This window comes from Pedococcus sp. P1_H8 (assembly GCF_056405175.1).
This window is the reverse complement of sequence record NZ_JBFUCP010000004.1, coordinates 71,723-88,306: the sequence shown is the minus strand read 5'-3', so window position 1 is coordinate 88,306 and position 16,584 is coordinate 71,723. Positions and strand designations below refer to the sequence as shown.

The 16,584-nt window shown below is 68.9% G+C and carries 16 protein-coding genes; 13 read left to right on the top strand and 3 right to left on the bottom strand.

Going from position 1 to position 16,584, the window contains the following annotated elements:
• Positions 1-85: 85 nt before the first annotated feature.
• From AC1DYG_RS05850 to AC1DYG_RS05815, 8 genes are all read left to right on the top strand, one after another.
• Positions 86-697, top strand: coding sequence for an RNA polymerase sigma factor (locus AC1DYG_RS05850; RefSeq protein ID WP_477638948.1), 612 nt, complete (start codon positions 86-88; stop codon positions 695-697).
• Positions 690-1,385: a hypothetical protein gene (locus tag AC1DYG_RS05845; protein ID WP_477638947.1), complete on the top strand. Its 696-nt coding sequence runs from the start codon at positions 690-692 to the stop codon at positions 1,383-1,385. The genes AC1DYG_RS05850 and AC1DYG_RS05845 overlap by 8 nt, the downstream gene beginning before the upstream one ends.
• Positions 1,386-1,445: 60 nt before the next feature.
• Positions 1,446-1,868 (top strand): HIT family protein, encoded by a 423-nt coding sequence (locus tag AC1DYG_RS05840; RefSeq protein ID WP_477638946.1) that lies wholly within the window; start codon positions 1,446-1,448, stop codon positions 1,866-1,868.
• Between the two features lie 126 nt (positions 1,869-1,994).
• Positions 1,995-2,489 carry a methylated-DNA--[protein]-cysteine S-methyltransferase gene (locus tag AC1DYG_RS05835; RefSeq protein ID WP_477638945.1) on the top strand — a complete coding sequence of 165 codons (495 nt, stop codon included), beginning with the start codon at positions 1,995-1,997 and terminating at the stop codon, positions 2,487-2,489.
• Positions 2,490-2,626: 137 nt separating this feature from the next.
• A complete protein-coding gene (locus tag AC1DYG_RS05830) occupies positions 2,627-3,760 on the top strand; it encodes a lytic murein transglycosylase (protein WP_477638944.1) in 1,134 nt (377 codons plus the stop codon).
• Between the two features lie 344 nt (positions 3,761-4,104).
• On the top strand, positions 4,105-5,526 hold the full coding sequence (locus AC1DYG_RS05825; RefSeq protein ID WP_477638943.1) for an NAD(P)/FAD-dependent oxidoreductase: 1,422 nt from the start codon (positions 4,105-4,107) through the stop codon (positions 5,524-5,526).
• Between the two features lie 145 nt (positions 5,527-5,671).
• Complete coding sequence (locus AC1DYG_RS05820; RefSeq protein ID WP_477638942.1) at positions 5,672-6,958, top strand: M16 family metallopeptidase; 1,287 nt, start codon at positions 5,672-5,674, stop codon at positions 6,956-6,958.
• Positions 6,955-8,343, top strand: coding sequence for a M16 family metallopeptidase (locus AC1DYG_RS05815; RefSeq protein WP_477638941.1), 1,389 nt, complete (start codon positions 6,955-6,957; stop codon positions 8,341-8,343). The genes AC1DYG_RS05820 and AC1DYG_RS05815 overlap by 4 nt, the downstream gene beginning before the upstream one ends.
• A gap of 6 nt (positions 8,344-8,349) precedes the next feature.
• Here the strand turns inward: AC1DYG_RS05815 and hisN are convergent, their stop codons facing one another.
• The gene (hisN, locus tag AC1DYG_RS05810) at positions 8,350-9,141 is read right to left on the bottom strand and encodes a histidinol-phosphatase (RefSeq protein WP_477638940.1); all 792 of its coding nucleotides are present in this window, start codon (positions 9,139-9,141) and stop codon (positions 8,350-8,352) included.
• 360 nt (positions 9,142-9,501) lie between these two features.
• Here hisN and AC1DYG_RS05805 point away from each other — a divergent pair, with 360 nt between their 5' ends.
• From AC1DYG_RS05805 to AC1DYG_RS05785, 5 genes are all read left to right on the top strand, one after another.
• Positions 9,502-11,181: a peptide ABC transporter substrate-binding protein gene (locus AC1DYG_RS05805; RefSeq protein ID WP_477638939.1), complete on the top strand. Its 1,680-nt coding sequence runs from the start codon at positions 9,502-9,504 to the stop codon at positions 11,179-11,181.
• Between the two features lie 93 nt (positions 11,182-11,274).
• Positions 11,275-12,201 (top strand): ABC transporter permease, encoded by a 927-nt coding sequence (locus AC1DYG_RS05800; RefSeq protein ID WP_477623225.1) that lies wholly within the window; start codon positions 11,275-11,277, stop codon positions 12,199-12,201.
• Complete coding sequence (locus tag AC1DYG_RS05795; protein ID WP_477638938.1) at positions 12,194-13,123, top strand: ABC transporter permease; 930 nt, start codon at positions 12,194-12,196, stop codon at positions 13,121-13,123. Before AC1DYG_RS05800 ends, AC1DYG_RS05795 begins: the two co-directional genes overlap by 8 nt.
• A 38-nt stretch (positions 13,124-13,161) precedes the next feature.
• Positions 13,162-14,190 (top strand): ABC transporter ATP-binding protein, encoded by a 1,029-nt coding sequence (locus AC1DYG_RS05790; RefSeq protein WP_477639474.1) that lies wholly within the window; start codon positions 13,162-13,164, stop codon positions 14,188-14,190.
• Positions 14,183-15,283 carry an ABC transporter ATP-binding protein gene (locus AC1DYG_RS05785; RefSeq protein WP_477638937.1) on the top strand — a complete coding sequence of 367 codons (1,101 nt, stop codon included), beginning with the start codon at positions 14,183-14,185 and terminating at the stop codon, positions 15,281-15,283. Before AC1DYG_RS05790 ends, AC1DYG_RS05785 begins: the two co-directional genes overlap by 8 nt.
• 66 nt (positions 15,284-15,349) lie before the next feature.
• Here AC1DYG_RS05785 and AC1DYG_RS05780 read toward each other — a convergent pair whose 3' ends face one another.
• Entirely contained in the window at positions 15,350-15,949 is a 600-nt protein-coding gene (locus tag AC1DYG_RS05780) for a hypothetical protein (protein WP_477638936.1), read from the bottom strand.
• Entirely contained in the window at positions 15,946-16,473 is a 528-nt protein-coding gene (locus tag AC1DYG_RS05775; RefSeq protein WP_477638935.1) for an RNA polymerase sigma factor, read from the bottom strand. Before AC1DYG_RS05775 ends, AC1DYG_RS05780 begins: the two co-directional genes overlap by 4 nt.
• Between the last annotated feature and the right edge of the window lie 111 nt (positions 16,474-16,584).

Here is a 16,584-nt window from a genome sequence, read left to right as displayed (position 1 = left end):
CGCGCGCAAACCTCTGTCCGACCCGGTACTGTCCTCGATGGCGAGCAGGGCGCCACGGAGCCGGATCGAGCGGAGGTGGACACCTGTGGACGGCGACCTCATGGACGCCACCGTCGCTGCGGCGAGGGAGGGTGACCGCGCTGCCTTCGGACAGCTGTGGCTGGAGCTCTCCCCGCGCGTGGCCGCCTATCTCCGCTCGCACGGCGTCGCGGAGGCCGAGGATGTCACGAGCGAGGTGTTCCTCGCCGTGTTCCGACAGGTGGGTCGCTTCTCGGGCGGAGGCGCAGCCTTTCGCGCCCTCGTCTTCACCGTCGCCCACCGCAGACAGGTGGACTGGCACCGGCAGCGGACCCGCCGTGGGCCGTGGCTGCCGTTGGACGAGGCGGGTCCGGACCCAGCGGTGCCGTCGGCCGAGAGCGCGGCGCTGGCGCTCCTGGCGGAGAAGCAGGTAGTCGAGGTGCTGGAGACCCTCACGCCGGACCAGCGGTCCGTGCTCACGCTCCGGGTGGTGGCCGATCTCAGCCTCGAGGAGACCGCGGCCGTGCTCGGCAAGGACCTCGGCGCCGTGAAGTCTCTCCAGCACCGGGCGCTGAGCCGCCTGCGGCGAAACCTTCCGGGCGTAGCAGGAAATGCAAATCTTTCGCCAGACCCGTATCCCCGGGACGCCCTCGCGCGATTGAACCCCCGACATGCCTGAACCTGAAGACTCCACCCCCAGCGGACTGCACCTGCCCGCCAGCGACCCGGCGGCCTCGGCCGTCGAGGCGCTGCGTGCCATGGCGTCCCATGGGCCGGTGGAGGCAAGCGCCGAGCTTGCGGCGTTCTTCGACGACCCCGCCGGTCAGGGCCTGGGCACCACACCCCACTCAAGGAGCGATCTCGTGACCGTTGTCCGTCTTCCCATCCGCCGTGCCGGCCGCGTCGCCGTCGCCGTCGGTGCCGCCCTCGCCCTCGCTGCCCTGGGTGGCGCGGCCGTGGCCGCGACCGGTGGCGGCCAGGACCGTGAGCCCGCCCAGGTGCAGCAGGACGACCCCAGCGACACCACGACGACGACGTCCACCGAGACCGAAACCGAGTCCACCGAGACCGAGACCGCTGAGCCTGCGGAGTCCGAGACCACTGACGCCGGCGACGAGGACAGCGCGACGCACACGGCCAACCCGGTCGCCTCGGCCAACCACCACGACGGTGTCGGCAGCGACGACGAGCACGCCGACGTCAACGGCGGTGGCGAGGTCGACCACCGCGCCGAGCACTCCCAGACGGCTCACCCGACCAGTGGCGACGACGCCGACGAGAACGACGACGACCAGGGCGAGGACCAGCAGGGCGACGACGAGCAGGCTGACGACGACGGCGGCGCCTCCTCCAAGCACGGCCACTGAGTCCCGGCTCACCGACCCGCCTGACCGGTGGCTGCCCAGCCGCGGGGCTAGAGTCCCCGCGTGGACTGTCTGTTCTGCCGGATCATCGACGGCGCGCTGCCCGCGACCGTCGTGCTCGACGAACCGTTCACGCTGGGCTTCCTCGACACGAGGCCGGTCTTCAAGGGGCACGTCCTGCTCGTCCCCAAGATCCACGTGGACACCCTCGTCGACCTGCCTCCCGAGCTGCTTCCGGTGCTGATGGGGGCGGCCCAGCGGATGTCCGGAGCCGTCGTCGGCGGCCTGGGGGCACAGGGCTCGTTCGTCGCCGTCAACAACGTGGTGTCGCAGTCGGTGCCGCACCTGCACGTGCACGTCGTGCCCCGCACCAAGGGCGACGGACTGCGCGGCTTCTTCTGGCCGCGCACGAAGTACGCCTCGGACGCCGAGGCCCAGGAGTATGCCGCGCGGCTGGCTGCCGCCCTCCCGCCTCCTCCCGCCTGACGCGCGACCCGCGAGTCTGAAGGATCTGCCGGGCCAGGACCCGCACGATCCTTCAGAGTCGGGCGCTGGGCGGGTCGCCTGTCGGTGAGGGCTGGCAGGATGCCGCTCGTGAGGACCCATGTCGTAATGCCCTCGCCCATCGGCGAGATCACCCTCGTTGCCGAGGACGGCGCCCTGGTCGGGTGCTTCATGGACCTCCCGGACCGCGACCCGTCCGACGAGACCCTGGGCCCACCCGCCGAGGACGGGTCGGCCGATCCGGTGCTGGGGGAGGCCGCGACCCAGCTCACCGAGTACTTCGCTCGGGACCGCACCGAGTTCACGCTGCCGCTGGCGCCCAGGGGAGACGCCTTTCAGCAGCAGGTCTGGGCGCTGCTGCGTGAGATCCCCTACGGCCAGACCCGCAGCTACGGCGACCTCGCCCGGACGCTGGGAGACGTCAACCTCAGCCAGCGGGTCGGGTGGGCGAATGGGCGCAACCCCCTCGGCATCATCGTGCCGTGCCACCGGGTCATCGGGGCTGACGGCAGCCTGGTCGGCTATGCCGGGGGGCTGGCCCGCAAACGCTTCCTGCTCGCCCTGGAGGAGCCTCCGGCGGACGAGGCCGATCGCCTCTTCTGAGCGTCGATGAAGGGCGCCAGGTTGCGTCCAATGGGGTTTGTGTCCGTTTGGTGATCGTCCGTTCGTCCGGTTTTGGCCGAAGTCTGCGTGGCGACCCGCGGATCACCGCCACGATGCCGTGCGGAAGGAGGCGGCCCATGCACAGGCCTCAGTTGGGTCCAGCGGCGGTTGCCGTGGCGGCGATGACCGTGCTGACCGCCTCCGCGCCCCTTGCCTGGGCTGATCCGGCGCAGGTGTCGCCACGCCCGGGAACCTCCGACGCGCGCCTCTTCGAGGCAAGTCCATCCCTGTTCGCCTTCGACGACCTCGCCCCCGCTGAGGCCGTGGCTCGTTTCGGTGACCGGACGGCCGTTCCCGTTGCGCCGAGCACCCCGGAGCCGAAGCTGAAGCGTCCGCCCCGCAACGGGGCCGTGGGGAGCTCGCCACCCGCGGGGACCCCCCAGGCCGTGCTCGCCGCGGCATACCGCAAGGCGGTGTCCCGAGCAGCACGCGGCTGCCACCTTCAGGTGGCTCACCTTGCCGCCATCGGACAGGTGGAGTCCGGCTCGATAGGCGGACGCTCCGTCACGGCCGACCATCGGGTCACGCCCGCGATCTACGGCCCGCTGCTCGACGGCGGCCCGTTCGCCGTGGTGCACGACAGCGACAGGGGCGCCGTCGACGGCGCCGCCGACTACGACCGCGCAGTCGGTCCACTGCAGTTCCTGCCGGGCTCGTGGAGCTGGGCCGGCCGCGACGGTGACGGCGACGGCCGACGTGACCCGCAGAACGTGTTCGACGCTGCGCTCGCCACGGCCGACTACCTCTGTCTGGGTGGTCGCGACCTCGCGCGGGCCGGCGACCTGCGCAGCGCCGTGCTGTCCTACAACCAGTCGGGCGCCTACCACTCGGCCGTGGTGGAGTGGGTGTCCTACTTCCAACGCCACGGCCTGGCCGCCCTGGTCACCGTGGCGTTCCGGGTGGGGTCGGGGGGACGGGCCAGTGCCATGACCGTCGCCACGCCAGATCCCAGTCCACCCGCGAGCGCGCCGAGCACCACGGCCGCGAAGCCGTCCCAGACCGGATCCGGCGCCGCCACGGTCTCGGCCGGCACAGCGACGCCGACGGCGACCACCACGGCCCCGCCCGCAGCCACCCCCACCACGCCGACCCCCGCCGAGCAGCCGTCGCCACACCCGACCACACCCGCGCCCTCACCGACGCCCACCAACCCAGAGCCCGCCGACCCCGGGCCCGTCGAACCCGAGCCGACACCCACCCCCACCGGATAACAGCACCACCACCCCTTTATCGGGTTTAGGGACAAGGTTGCGCTCCACCCGAGAAGCGTTCCGTGGTGAAGCGCAACCTTGTCCGTTGAGGCGCCGGTTCCCCGACCGCCAGCACCACCGCCCAGCGCCTGAGACCGCTCCTCGCCAGAGGATGAGACGGCGAAGGTGATGCGCGTCGCACTGCGCGCACGGACGCGCCGAGACGGCATACCAGCGGGTCTAGGCTGGTTGACGAAAGAGTGCTGGTTGTCAGCACCGGCTGGATGTCCACAGAGCATGCGTCAGCGAGGACGGCACACCCCCAGGGGTGGCCGTCCTCACGTCTTTCACAGGAGAGTGTTGGCATGACCGCGCAGCAGGTACCCGCAACGCCCCGCCACCGCGTCGTCGTGGTCGGTTCCGGCTTCGGCGGGCTCTTCGGCACCCAGGCGCTCAAGCGCGCCGATGTCGACGTCACGCTCATCGCCAAGACGACGCACCACCTCTTCCAGCCGCTGCTCTACCAAGTGGCGACCGGCATCCTCTCCGAGGGCGAGATCGCGCCGGCAACCCGCGAAGTCCTTGCGCGCCAACGCAATGCGCGCGTCCTGCTCGGCAACGTCACCCACATCGACCTTGCCGCCAAGACAGTCACCTCGCGCGTCCTCGACCGCGACACCGTGACGCCCTACGACACGCTCCTCGTCGCAGCCGGCGCCGGTCAGTCCTACTTCGGCAACGACCACTTCGCGCAGTTCGCCCCGGGCATGAAGTCGATCGACGACGCCCTCGAGCTCCGCGGCCGCATCTTCGGTTCGTTCGAGTGGGCTGAGCTGGCGAGCACCCCCAAGGAGATCGAGCGACTCATGACCTTCGTGGTCGTGGGTGCTGGGCCGACGGGGGTCGAGATGGCCGGCCAGATCGCCGAGCTGTCGCGCCGCACGCTGCGCAGGGACTTCCGCAACATCGACACCAGCCGGGCGCGCATCGTGCTTCTCGACGCCGCCCCCACGGTGCTCGGTGCCTTCGGAGACCGACTCGGCGCCAAGGCAGCCAAGCGGCTCGCCGAGATCGGCGTCGAGGTCCAGCTCGGCGCCAAGGTGACCGGCGTCGACGCCACCGGCATCGACGTCGAGGATGCCGATGGCACCCAGCGCCGGATCGAGTCCGTCTGCAAGGTGTGGGCGGCCGGTGTGCAGGCCTCCCAGCTCGGTGCGCAGCTGGCCGAGCAGTCCGGGGCGCAGCTCGACCGCGCCGGGCGCATCGCCGTCAACGACGACCTCACCCTCCCCGGCCACCCCGAGGTGTTCGTCGTCGGCGACATGGCCTCGCTCAAGGGCTATCCAGGCGTGGCGCAGGTCGCCATCCAGGGGTCGCGCCACGCCGCCGAGGTGATCAAGCGGCGCCTCGCAGGCAGGGAGCCCAAGGGGCCGTTCGAGTACCACGACAAGGGCTCGATGGCGACCATCTCACGGTTCAGCGCAGTGGCCTCGATCGGCAACCTGCGCTTCACCGGGTTCATCGCCTGGCTGCTGTGGCTGGCGGTCCACCTCGTCTACATCATCGGGTTCAAGCACCGGCTGACCACGCTCCTGCACTGGACGGTGAGCTTCCTCGGCCGCGGACGGTCCGAACGCACCGTGACCGAGCAGCAGGTGTTCGCGCGCACGGCGATCGAGCAGCTCGGGTCGGGGTACGCGCCCTCGCTCCCGAGGGTCCCCGCTGACAAGCGACCCCTGGCCCAGTCGGTCACCCAGGCCCGCGACGAGGGCAGCCGCACCCTCTGAACGACCTCGACGCCGATGCCCCGAGCGTCAGACGGTGCCCGGACGGTGCCCGGACGGTGCCCGCACGGTGCCAGGAGGGAGGGGGCATGGTGACCGGTGCGTGAGATTCCGCGTGCTCCGCAGGCGACTCGCCTAGGGTTGCGCCATGCCGCTGGACTACCCGATCCACGAGAAGACACTGGCCAACGGCCTGCGGGTCGTCGTGTCACCGGACACCTCCGTGCCCACCGTGACCGTCAACATCTGGGTGAACGTCGGGTCGCGCCACGAGCTGAGCGGGCGCACCGGCTTCGCCCACCTCTTCGAGCACCTGATGTTCCAGGGGTCGCGACACATCGCGAGCGGTGAGCACTTCACCCGGCTGATGGCCGAGGGCGGTCGGCTCAACGCGACGACGTGGTTCGACCGGACCAACTACTTCGAGACGGTGCCCAAGGGAGCCTTCGAGCTGGCCCTGTGGATGGAAGCGGACCGACACGGTCACCTCCTCGACGCGGTCACGCAGGAGAACCTCGACAACCAGCGGGACGTCGTCAAGGAGGAGAAGCGCCAGCGTTACGACAACGTCCCCTACGGCACGGCCCTGATCGAGGTGTATGCCGCGGTGTTTCCTCCGGGGCACCCCTACCACCACCCCACGATCGGGTCGATGGAGGATCTCGACGCCGCCAGCCTCGAGGACGTGCACGCCTTCTTCCGTCGGTTCTACGGGCCGAACAACAGCGTGCTCACCCTCGTCGGCGACCTCACGCCGGACCAGGGCTTCGCGGCGGCGGAGCGCTACTTCGGCCATCTCCCGCCCTCGGCCGAGCCCGCTCGACCCCCCGTTGCACCCCTGGAACCGGTCAGCGAGCCGGTGCGGGTGGACCGGCCGGGCAACGTCCCCAACGACCGGATGCACATCGCCTTCCGGCTCCCCGTCGACAACACGGCCGAGTTCTTCGCGGCGGGACTGGCCATCGACGCCCTCGGCGGCCTGTCGACCTCGCGCCTGGTGCAGCGGCTGGTTCGGCGTGAGCAGGTCGCCAACGCGGTGCAGGCCCACGCGATGGGGTTCGTCGACGGGGTGTCCTTGGGCTTCCTCGTCGTAGACGTCGCTGACGGCCAGGACCCCGAGGCGGTGGAGGCTGCGGTGGTCGAGGAGCTGGTGCGGTTCGCGGCGGAGGGGCCGACCGAGGTGGAGATGGAGTCCGCCATGGCCCAGTCCGAACGCTCGTGGCTCTCTGCCCTCGCGGGCCAGGAGGAGCGGGCCGACCTGATCAGCCAGCACGTCCTGCTCCATGGTGACGGACAGTTCGTCAACACCTTCCTCGACCGGATCGGGGATGTCGGCGTCGAGGAGGTGCGCGCCGCCGCTGCCAGGTGGCTGCGGCCCGAGAGCCGCGTGGTGGTGCGTCACCTCGCCGTCCGCGACGAGGAGGAGGTGGCATGACTTCGGTGAGCGAGGCGGCCGACCGGGTTGCCGACGAGACACCACCGCGCCCGGAGGTGCAGCCGCCGGAGAGGTGGCGCTTCGCCACCCCGCAGCGGCACCTCCTGGCCAACGGCATCGAGCTGCTCACCTACGACATCCCCGGCCAGTACGTCATCTCGGTGCGCACCGTCCTGCCGTTCGCGCTGTCGGTCGAGCCGCGGCCGGTTGAGGGCGTGGCCACCATCATGGCTCGGCTGCTGGACGAGGGCACTGCGGAGCACTCGCCCGAGGAGTTCGCAGAGTTGTTGGAGCGCAAGGGAATTGCGCTCGGTGCGTCGGTCACCGACGGTGGACTGGGTGTCGATCTCGACGTGCCGAAGCGTCGGCTCGGCGACGCCCTGGACCTGCTGCGACAGGCTCTCGCCGAGCCGGTCTTCCCCGAGCCCGAGGTGGACCGGCACCGCAAGACCAGGCTGGCCCAGATCGAGCAGGAACGCGCCCTCGCGCCGCAGCGTGCGGCCCAGGCGTTCATCGCCACCCACTTCGACGAGGCAGACAGGGCATCACGGCCCACGGCGGGGACGACGACCAGCATCACGGCCTTGACCCGCCAGGACATCGTGGCCTTCCATGCCGAGCGCGTCGGCCCCACCGGCATGACGGCCGTCATCGCCGGCGACCTCTCGGGCCTCGACGTCCGCGACCTCGCCGAGACCACGCTCGGCACGTGGGTCAGCGCGACCCACGTGCCCTCGCCCGGACCGACCGAGGCCCGTCGGGCGGTGGACGCCGCCCGCGTCGTGCTCGTCGACCGACCCGGGTCGGTGCAGAGCGAGCTGTTGGTGGGGTGGACGGGTCCGGACCGTCGCGCCCCGGCCGGCTGGGCGGCATACCCCGTCCTCGGTTTCATGGTCGGTGGCTCGCCCAACGCCCGCGTCGACGCGGTCCTGCGCGAGGAGAAGGGCTACACCTACGGCATCCGCTCGGTGTTCCGCCCGCGCCGCGTCGGCGGGCTGTTCCTCACGTCCGGCTCGGTGCGGGCCGATGCGACCGTGGAGTCGGTCCGGCTGCTGCTGGACCTGCTGGCCTCCGGGCGGGAGGGCTTCAGCCCCGAGGAGGTGCGGGCCGGCGTCGACTTCATCAGCAAGACCGCGCCGGGGCGCTTCGCCACGGCCGATGCCGTCGCCGACGAGGCCGCGACGATGGCCCTCGACGGACTCACCACCGACTTCACCACCCAGACCCTCGACGCGATGCGGGACCTCGACGGTGAGCGCCTCACGGCGGCCTACCGCGACTGGGTGCAGGGGGAGTGGACCGTGGTCATCGTCGGCGACGCCAGCACGTATGCCGACGGGGTGCGTGAGCTGGGGATCGGCGACGTGACGGTGGTCCCCGCCTGAGCGACGTCAGGCGCGGGCGTCCGTGCCCAGCCGGGCCAGGACCTCGTCGTGCAGCAGCCCGTTGGTGGCGACGGCATTGCCGCCCCACGGCCCGTCCTTGCCTGCCAACGAGGTGAACCGGCCACCGGCCTCCGTGACGATGGGGACCAGCGCCGCCATGTCGTAGACGGCGAGCTCGGGTTCGGCGGCGATGTCGACCGCGCCCTCGGCGACGAGCATGTAGGACCAGAAGTCGCCGAACGCCCGGGTCCGCCAGCAGGCGTCGGTCAGCTCGAGGAACTCCTCCTGGCGGTCGAGGTTTCGCCAGCCCTTGAGGTCGGAGTAGGAGAACGACGCGTCCGACAGGTTCGAGACGGCAGAGACGTGGATCTGCTTGGCCGCGGAGAGGCTGCGGCCCGACCACGCGCCGGACCCGTTGGCCGCCCACCAGCGCCGCCCGAGGGCGGGGGCGGCCACCAGGCCGAGCACCGGCATGTCGTTGTCGACGAGCGAGATCAGCGTCGCCCAGGCGGGCACGCCACGGACGAAGTTGTGCGTGCCGTCGATCGGGTCGATGACCCAGCGACGCGGGCCGTGGCCGGTCGTCTCGAACTCCTCGCCCTCGACGGCGTCGCGCGGGCGGGTGCGCTTGAGCTGGAAGCGCACCATCTCCTCGGCAGCCTTGTCGGCGTCACTCACCAGCGACAGGTCGGGCTTGGACTCCACGACCAGGTCGTGGGCCCGGAACCGGGCCATGGTGATCCGCTCGACGGCGTCCGCCAGGACGTGGGCTAGGCGCAGATCATCGTCGTAGGGCACCTTCCCACGCTAGCCCGTCGGCCGGTCCGGACGCGGGATGCCACGTCTCCCGGCGGGTGCGACGACCTGCGCTGGACGGGCCACGAGGCCGCTGGGACGACCGAGGGGCGTTTGGCACGAAACACCATCAAATGGGGTTAAAAGCCACCTGGGCCGAAGATCTGCTCTCAACTCGGCAGCGGGACGATCACGTTTTTGTCTCGGGTTGGCCCAGAGCGTCGCCTTTGCGCCCTCCTTGCTCTTTCATAGGGGCCACAACACACGAACGCCCTGTGCGTTACAGGGCTGCGCCCAAATCGGTGCACAGCCCGGAACGACCGCCCATCATCTGGGCGGCAGACCCCAAGTAGGAGGACGTCAATGCGAGGAACTACTCGCACGGTGGCCATGGTTGCTGGAATCTCGTCCGTCGCGCTGCTTGCTGCAGCCTGCGGTGGCGGTAACAGCAGCGATGACACCAGCTCCAGCGCTGGTGGCAAGACCGGCGGCGCTGTCACGGTCCGCGGGTGCAACCCCCAGAACCCGCTCATTCCGAGCAACACCACCGAGACCTGCGGTGGCAACGTGCTTGACGCCATCACGGCCAAGCTCGTGCACTACAACGCCGAGACCGGTGCCCCCGAGAACGACATCGCGGACAAGATCGACTCGACGGACAACCAGAACTTCACCGTGACCCTGAAGAAGGGCTACAAGTTCTCGGACGGCACCGAGGTCAAGTCGAAGAACTTCGTCGACGCCTGGAACTACGCCGCCTACGGCCCCAACGCCCAGTCCTCCGGCTACTTCATGGAGCCCATCGAGGGCTTTGGCGCCACCCAGTGCACCGGTGACGGCGACGACCCCTGCGCAGGCGCGGGCAAGGCCAAGGCCGACAAGCTGACCGGTCTCGTGGTGAAGGACGACTACACCTTCACCATCAAGACGACCGAGAAGGTCTCCAACATGGCCGTCCGTCTCGGCTACTCGGCCTTCGCGCCGCTGCCCGACTCGTTCGCTGCCGACCCGGCCGCCTATGGCGAGAAGCCGGTTGGCGCCGGCCCGTTCAAGCTCGACAGCTGGACCAAGAACACCGAGATCAAGCTCAGCAAGTTCGCTGGCTACTCGGGCAAGTTCGCCGGCAAGCTCGACGGCATCACGTTCAAGATCTACCAGGACGAGGACGCCGCCTACAACGACGTCATCGCCAACCAGCTTGACGTGACGGACCAGGTCCCCTCGTCCGCGATGATCGATGACAAGTACAAGACCGACCTCCCGGACCGCAACTCGCAGAAGTCCGTCGGCGTCATCCAGACCATCACCTTCGCGCCGACCAAGGTCGACCCGAACTACGCTGACCCGAAGATCCGTCAGGCCATCTCCATGGCCATCGACCGTCCGACGATCATCAAGCAGATCTTCAACAACACGCGTCAGCCCGCCACCGGCTGGGTCTCCCCGGTCGTTGACGGCTACAAGGCCAACCAGTGTGGCGAGTGGTGCACGTTCGACGCCGCCAAGGCCAAGGCCAAGCTCGACGAGGCCGGTGGGTTCAAGGGTGGCAAGATGACCCTCGCCTACAACGCCGACTCCTCGCACAAGGCGTGGACCGAGGCAACCTGCAACTCGATCAAGGGCGCCCTTGGTGTCGACTGTGTCGCGACCCCGGTCGTGGACTTCGCCACCTTCCGCACCCAGATCGCCAGCAAGAAGATGAAGGGCATGTTCCGCACGGGATGGCAGATGGACTACCCGTCCATCGAGAACTTCCTGGCCCCGATCTTCAAGACTGGTGCCTCGTCCAACGATGGTGACTACAGCAACCCCGAGTTCGACAAGCTCCTCAACGAGGCTGCTGCTCAGACGGACCCGGCTCAGGCCAACGCCAAGTACCAGGAGGCCGAGGCACTGCTCGCCAACGACATGCCGGCCATCCCGATGTGGTACTCGACCCGCCCCCCCCCCCCCCCCCCCCCCCCCCCCCCCACGGCCTGTCCGGGGTCAGTCAGGGGCAACCCTCCTGATGACCCCGCACCGTCCAAAACGACTATGTTGTGACAAGCACGGGCGCGCACGTCTGGCCCCGCACGGCTTGTCCAGCCACGCCTCCGGGAACACCCCACCCGGCGGCGTCATAGAGAGGGAGGTGACGTGTACAAGTACATCCTTCGGAGACTTCTCCAGATGATCCCGGTGCTGCTTGGATCCACGTTCATTATCTTTGCCATGGTTTTCGCCCTGCCCGGAGATCCCACTGCAGGCATGTGCGGCGAGCGCCCGTGTGCCCCGGCCTTCGTGGCCAAGTTCCGGGCCGAGCACAACCTGAACGACCCACTGCCGACGCGCTACGCCAAGTACATGGGCAACATCGCCCAGGGCGACCTCGGCACCACCTTCCGCAACATCAAGGTGGCGGACGAGCTCAAGCAGCGTTACCCCACCACCGCCAAGCTGGCTGGAATGGCGATCCTCTTCGAGACGCTGATCGGCGTCATCGCGGGTGTGCTGGCGGGGATACGCAAGGGCAAGTTCATGGACAACCTCGTCCTCGTGAGCACCCTGTTCGTGATCGCCATCCCCATCTTCGTCATCGGCGCGACGCTGCAGTACTACCTCGGCGTCAAGTGGGGCCTGCGACCAGTGACGGTCTCGTCCGAGGCGACGTTCAACGAGCTGCTGCTCCCTGCCTTCGTGCTCGGTAGCGCCTCGATCGCCTACGTCGCCCGACTGACCCGCACCAACCTGGTGGAGAACCTCCGCGCGGACTACCTGCGCACGGCCATCGCCAAGGGCCTGACCCGTCGACGGGCCATCGGCCTGCACGCCCTGCGCAACTCCCTGATCCCGGTCGTCACCTTCATCGGCGCCGACTTCGGTGGTCTCCTCGGTGGCGCCATCGTCACTGAGCGCATCTTCAACATCCAGGGCGTGGGCGGCTACCTGTTCACCGGCATCCACAACCGCGACGGCGTGTCCGTCGTGGGGACGGTGACGGTCCTGGTGCTGGTGTTCCTGCTCGTCAACCTGCTCGTCGACCTCTTGTACGGCGTGCTCGACCCGAGGATCAGCCATGACTGAGGCATCGACCATTGCCGTTGGCGCCGAGACCGGCGCCGCCGCCCCAGGACACGACGAGGCGCGTTCCCTCACCTCCGACGCCTGGCGGTCCCTCAAGAAGAACCCCATCTTCTGGGTCTCGATGGCGCTCATCGTGGTGTTCCTGTTGATGGCCGCGTGGCCGGCGCTGTTCACCAACGTCGACCCGGCCGCCGCGGTGCTCAAGGAGGCGCGTGAGCGTCCCAACGCGAGTGCCTGGTTCGGACGTGACATCCAGGGCTACGACATCTACTCGCGCACCATCTACGGTGCACGCGCGTCGATCCTCGTCGGTGTCTTCGCGTCCATCGCGACCGTGCTGATCGGTGGTGCCATGGGCATCGTCGCCGGCTACTACGGTGGCTGGCTGGACGCCGTGGTGTCCCGTGTCACGGACATCTTCTTCGCCATCCCGCTGCTGCTCGGCGGCATCCTGTTCATGGCGACGTTCCCCAACGACGTCGACTCGCCCTACCTGCTCGTGGTGGGCAAGGTCGTGCTGGTGCTGTCGATCTTCGGCTGGCCGGGACTGGCCCGCCTGATGCGTTCCAGCGTGCTGCAGGTCAAGCCCAACGACTACGTCCAGGCTGCTCGTGCCCTCGGGGCCACGCCGTGGCGGATCATCCGGGCGCACGTGCTTCCGAACGCGCTGGCGCCGATGATCGTCGTGGCGACCATCAACCTGGGTGTGTTCATCGCCGTCGAGGCGACCCTGAGCTTCCTCGGCATCGGGCTGACCCCGCCGGCGATCTCCTGGGGTGTGGCCATCTCCGACGCCATCGTGGCGTTGCGGACGACCCCGCACATCCTGTTGTTCCCCAGCCTCTTCCTGAGTCTGGCGGTGCTGGCCTTCATCATGCTCGGCGACGCCGTGCGCGATGCCTTCGACCCGAAGTCGCGCTGAGCGGGAGAGACGACACAACCATGACAACCTCTGAAACCATGGCCCGGGAGTCTGCGAAGTCCTCCGGCCAGACCTACGCGCCCAAGGACGGGCTGCTGCTCGAGGTGGAGGACCTCCACGTCGAGTTCCACACGCCCGACGGCATCGCCCGGGCGATCAACGGCGTCAACTTCGACCTCTTCGAGGGCCAGACCCTGGCCATCCTCGGGGAGTCCGGTTCGGGCAAGTCGGTGACCGCGCAGGCGATCATGGGCATCCTCGACATGCCGCCGGCGGTCATCCCCAAGGGCCAGATCCGCTACTGCGGCCAGGACCTGCTGACGATGCCCGACGAGCAGCGTCGCCGCACTCGTGGCCCGGAGATCTCGATGGTCTTCCAGGACGCGCTGTCCTCGCTCAACCCCGTGTTCCCCGTGGGGTGGCAGATCGCGGAGATGTTCCGGGTCCACCGCGGCATGAACAAGTCCGACGCCCTCGAGCGTGCGGTCAAGCTCATGCAGCGGGTGCAGATCCCGGCCGCCAAGGAGCGCGTGGGGGCCTACCCCCACCAGTTCTCCGGCGGCATGCGTCAACGCATCATGATCGCGATGGCGATCGCGCTCGACCCGGCGGTCCTGATCGCCGACGAGCCGACCACCGCCCTGGACGTCACCGTCCAGGCGCAGATCATGGCGCTGCTGCAGGAGCTGCAGGAGGAGCGCCAGATGGGGCTCATCCTGATCACCCACGACCTGGGTGTCGTGGCGAACGTCGCCGACAAGATCGCGGTGATGTATGCCGGCCGGATCGTCGAGCGCGCGGACGTCTACGACCTGTACCGCCAACCTGGTCACCCGTACACGAAGGGTCTGTTGGAGTCGATCCCGCGCCTGGACCAGAAGGGACAGCAGCTCGCCGCCATCGGTGGCCTGCCGCCGAACCTGATGCGTATCCCGGACGGCTGTGCCTTCAACCCGCGGTGCAAGTTCGCCCAGGACGTGTGCCGCGAGGACCGTCCTGCCCTGCTCGAGGTCGCTCCCGGCCGAGAGAGCGCCTGCCACTTCGCCGAGGAGGTCCTCCATGGCTGAGGCCATTCTGACTGCGACCGACCTGGTCAAGTACTACCCCATCAAGGGCGGCGTGCTGCGCCGCACCGTGGGCCACGTCAAGGCCGTCGACGGCGTCAGCTTCGAGCTCCTCAAGGGCGAGACGCTGGGCATCGTCGGTGAGTCCGGGTGTGGCAAGTCCACCCTCGGCCGCCTGCTGATGCGCCTGGAGGAGCCCACCTCGGGCTCCGTCGTGTTCGACGGTGTCGACATGTACGCCCAGAAGGGTCGCGCGATGCGCAAGCTGCGTCGCGACATCCAGATCGTGTTCCAGGACCCCTACACGTCGCTGAACCCTCGCAAGACGGTGGGCGACATCGTGGGGGAGCCGTTCGACATCCACCCCGATGTGGTGCCGAGGAAGGGCCGCCGCAAGGCCGTGCAGGACCTGCTCGACCTGGTGGGCCTCAACCCCGAGCACATCAACCGCTACCCCCACCAGTTCTCCGGTGGACAGCGGCAGCGCATCGGCATCGCCCGCGGCATCGCGTTGAACCCGAAGGTGCTGATCTGCGACGAGCCGGTCTCCGCGCTGGACGTGTCGGTGCAGGCCCAGGTCGTCAACCTGATGGAGAAGCTCCAGGACGAGCTCGGCCTGTCCTACATTTTCATCGCGCACGACCTGTCCGTGGTGCGGCACATCTCCGACCGTGTCGGTGTCATGTACCTCGGCAAGATGGCAGAGCTCGGCGAGGAGGACGACATCTACGGTCGTCCCACCCACCCCTACACCCAGGCCCTGCTGTCGGCGGTCCCCGTGCCCGACCCGACGCTGCGCGACAAGAAGGAGCAGATCGTCCTCAAGGGCGACGTCCCCTCGCCTGCCAACCCGCCGTCGGGCTGCCGGTTCCACACCCGGTGCTGGAAGGCCCAGGACAAGTGCAAGACCGACATCCCGCTGCTCGAGCTGCGCCCCGACGGCGCTGGCGAGCACCTGTCGGCCTGCCACTTCGCCACGCCGCGCGAGATCATCGAGACCGTGGACGTCTCCGACGCAGCCTCGGTCACGTTCGACTCGGGTCTGCGCGACGACTCGTCGCTCGAGCCCGTCGGTGACGGCCCTCAGGATTCGTGACCGCGAGCGCACGGCCTACGACGGCGCCGTTCCCCACCAGGGGGCGGCGCCGTCGTCGTCCCCTCCTCAGAGGCGCCGGTTGAGGGAGAACACCCGTCCCAGCAGCGGCATGAGCACGATGTTGAGGCCGTGCAGGATGCCGATGATGAGGAGTATGCCGCCGAGCCGGCCGAGCTCGAACGTCACCTGTTCGGCGGTGACCTCCTCGCTGATCCTGTTGTGCCAGCTCTCCTGCGGGGCCACGTGCAGCGAGAACAGGATGTAGGCGGCGAAGATCAGGTAGTAGACGATGTCGGTGAGCACGATGTAGCTCTTGCCGGTCAGGGGGTTGTCGTGGAAGACGTCGGCCGCGTAAGCGCGGCCGAACCGTTTGATGAACGGGCCGAGCCACAAGGCGATGCCGAGCAGGGCGAGGTTGGTCCCCACCTCGAGAATCCACCAGGGCATGTGCAGTCCTCTCTCGTCTCTGGGGGTGAGGGTCAGCAGTGTGGTCACCGAGCCGGCCAGGGCCACGATCCAGGCCGCCGCGACCCGACGGACCCGCCGTCGCCGGGCGCGGTCGTGGTCGATGCCTTCGACGACGCGGGCGAACAGGTCAGGAGACGGGGTGTGCACCCGTCCCTCGGCGGTCAGCGCATCATGGAGGCGATCTTCGAGCGCGCTCATCGCGTCTCCTCCAAGGTGGCAGCCAGGGACCTCAGGCCGCGTTGCAGATGGGTCTTGACCGAGTTGGGTGAGAGCCCGAGGGTCCTGGCGATCTCCTCGACCGACAGCTCGAGGTAGTACCGCAGAGCCACGCAGTCCCGCTGTCGCCGGGGCAGGTCGTGCAGTGCCGCGACCACCTCGAGGCGCGACTCACGAGACGCAGCTGTCTCCTCTGCCGAGGGCTCGTCCGGTACGGCCGGTGGCCGGTGCCGTAGCGACACCAGGCCGCGCCGGTTGTGGTCACGCGCGAGGTTGATGACGATCGAGCGCAGGTAGGCCGCGGCTCGCTCGGGGTCGCGGATGCGCTGGGCGCTGCGGGACAAGCGGATGAACGCCTCCTGGACGAGGTCCTCGGCCGCAGTGCGGTCCTGGACGAAGAAGCGGGCGAGGGTCACCAGTCGAGCGCCCTCGGCAACGAACAGGGCCGAGACCAAGGTGTCGACGTCGGCCTGCGCCGTCGACTCCCCGATGCTCCCTGTCAGCATTCCCGCAGACTCCATCACCTAGACAGACGAACGAGCAGAGCCGTTGGGTGACAACCAATTTCGGTGATTTTCGGTGTCACCCGGTGCGCCGTGGTGCCGCGTCAGTCAGGT

Bases quoted from the DNA above. Each gene is read 5' to 3' on its own strand.
- AC1DYG_RS05845 (WP_477638947.1), top strand. From the start codon at position 690: ATGCCTGAACCTGAAGACTCCACCCCCAGCGGACTGCACCTGCCCGCC.
- AC1DYG_RS05835 (WP_477638945.1), top strand. From the start codon at position 1,995: ATGCCCTCGCCCATCGGCGAGATCACCCTCGTTGCCGAGGACGGCGCC.
- AC1DYG_RS05830 (WP_477638944.1), top strand. From the start codon at position 2,627: ATGCACAGGCCTCAGTTGGGTCCAGCGGCGGTTGCCGTGGCGGCGATG.
- AC1DYG_RS05825 (WP_477638943.1), top strand. From the start codon at position 4,105: ATGACCGCGCAGCAGGTACCCGCAACGCCCCGCCACCGCGTCGTCGTG.
- AC1DYG_RS05820 (WP_477638942.1), top strand. From the start codon at position 5,672: ATGCCGCTGGACTACCCGATCCACGAGAAGACACTGGCCAACGGCCTG.
- AC1DYG_RS05815 (WP_477638941.1), top strand. From the start codon at position 6,955: ATGACTTCGGTGAGCGAGGCGGCCGACCGGGTTGCCGACGAGACACCA.
- AC1DYG_RS05805 (WP_477638939.1), top strand. From the start codon at position 9,502: ATGCGAGGAACTACTCGCACGGTGGCCATGGTTGCTGGAATCTCGTCC.
- AC1DYG_RS05795 (WP_477638938.1), top strand. From the start codon at position 12,194: ATGACTGAGGCATCGACCATTGCCGTTGGCGCCGAGACCGGCGCCGCC.
- AC1DYG_RS05790 (WP_477639474.1), top strand. From the start codon at position 13,162: ATGGCCCGGGAGTCTGCGAAGTCCTCCGGCCAGACCTACGCGCCCAAG.
- AC1DYG_RS05785 (WP_477638937.1), top strand. From the start codon at position 14,183: ATGGCTGAGGCCATTCTGACTGCGACCGACCTGGTCAAGTACTACCCC.
- AC1DYG_RS05780 (WP_477638936.1), bottom strand. From the start codon at position 15,949: ATGAGCGCGCTCGAAGATCGCCTCCATGATGCGCTGACCGCCGAGGGA.
- AC1DYG_RS05775 (WP_477638935.1), bottom strand. From the start codon at position 16,473: ATGCTGACAGGGAGCATCGGGGAGTCGACGGCGCAGGCCGACGTCGAC.